At 73.6% G+C, this 1499-nt stretch carries 1 protein-coding gene; it reads left to right on the top strand.

Annotation, left to right across the window (positions count from 1 at the left end; translation table 11 throughout):
* Window positions 1-1499 (top strand): protein O-GlcNAcase (locus G5C51_RS41900; protein WP_206314892.1); only part of this gene is annotated, 1499 nt, incomplete at both ends.

Genomic DNA, 1499 nt, shown 5'->3' on the forward strand with positions numbered 1-1499 from the left:
GCGCCACACCTGGACCGGTGAGGACGACGAGCGCAACCCCAACTGGGAGCGTTCCTACGCCCAGGTGAAGAAGAACATCCTGCACGCCTTCGTCGAGACCTACTCCCTCTCGCTGCAGCAGACGCTGCGGCAGTTGGCCTCGGCGGCGGGCTCCGCACCGGGCGGCGACGGCCGCTCCGCCGGCCGTGAGCTGCCCGCGCTCGCCGTCCGCGACTGGCCGGGTACCGCCGTGCGCGGCGTGACCGAGGGTTTCTACGGGGAGCCCTGGACGCAGTCACAGCGGCTGGACCAACTCGACTTCCTCGGCCGCACGAAGCAGAACCGGTACCTCTACGCCCCGGGCTACGACCCGTACCGCCAGGCCCGCTGGCGCGACCCGTACCCCGCGGGGCAGCGCGCCGACTTCCGCGAGCTGGCCGCGCGCGCCCGCGCCAATCACGTCACCCTCGCCTGGGCGGTGCAGCCGGGGCAGCGCTTCTGCTTCTCCTCCGAGCGCGACCGGCGCGATCTGCTGCGCAAGGTCGACGCGATGTGGGCGCTGGGGGTGCGGGCGTTCCAGCTGCAGCTGCAGGATGTGAGCTATAGCGAGTGGCATTGCGGCGCCGACCGCGAGGAGTTCGGGGAAGGCCCGAAGGCGGCGGCTGAGGCCCAGGCCCGTACGGCGAACGCGCTCGCCGCGCACCTCGCGGAGCGGCACCCGTCGGCGGCGCCGCTGTCGCTGATGCCGACGGAGTTCTACCAGGAGGGCTCGACCGCGTACCGCAAGGCGCTCGCGGCGGCGCTGCACGACCGCGTCGAGGTGGTGTGGTCGGGCGTCGGCGTCGTACCGCGGACGATCACCGGCGGCGAATTCGCCGCCGCCGAGAAGACCTTCCGCCACCCGCTGCTCACCCAGGACAACTACCCCATCAACGACTACGCCGACGACCGCGTCTTCCTCGGCCCGTACCAAGGCCGCGAACCCGCGGTGGCGATCCGCTCGGCGGCGGTCCTCAGCAACGCGATGCAGCAGCCGCTGGCTTCCCGCATCCCGCTCTTCACGGCGGCGGACTACGCCTGGAATCCGCGCGGTTACGACGCGCAGGCCTCCTGGCGGGCGGCGGTCGACGACCTGGCGGGCGGGTCGGGGAAGTCGCGCGCGGCGCTGCGGACGCTCGCCGCGAACTCTGTGTCTTCGGTGCTGGGCGCCGAGGAATCGGCGTATCTGCGGCCGCGACTGGCGGAGTTGTGGCGCGCGTACGAGTCGCGCGACGGCAAGGCGCTGGCGCGCGCGGCGGAGCGACTGCGGCCGGAGTTCCGCGCGATGCGCACCGCACGGGCCGATCTGGCGTCGGTGGCGGACGGGGCGCTGGCGGCGGAGGTGCGACCTTGGCTCACACAGCTGGCGCGCTACGGGGAGGCGGGCGAGCGCTCGGTGGACCTGCTGCTGGCGCAGGCGCGTGACGACGGCGCGGGTGCGTGGCGGGCGCGGGCGGAGCTGGAGCGGGTGCGGGTGGAGT

The organism is Streptomyces coryli (genome assembly GCF_011044975.1).
Taxonomy (GTDB): domain Bacteria; phylum Actinomycetota; class Actinomycetes; order Streptomycetales; family Streptomycetaceae; genus Streptomyces; species Streptomyces coryli.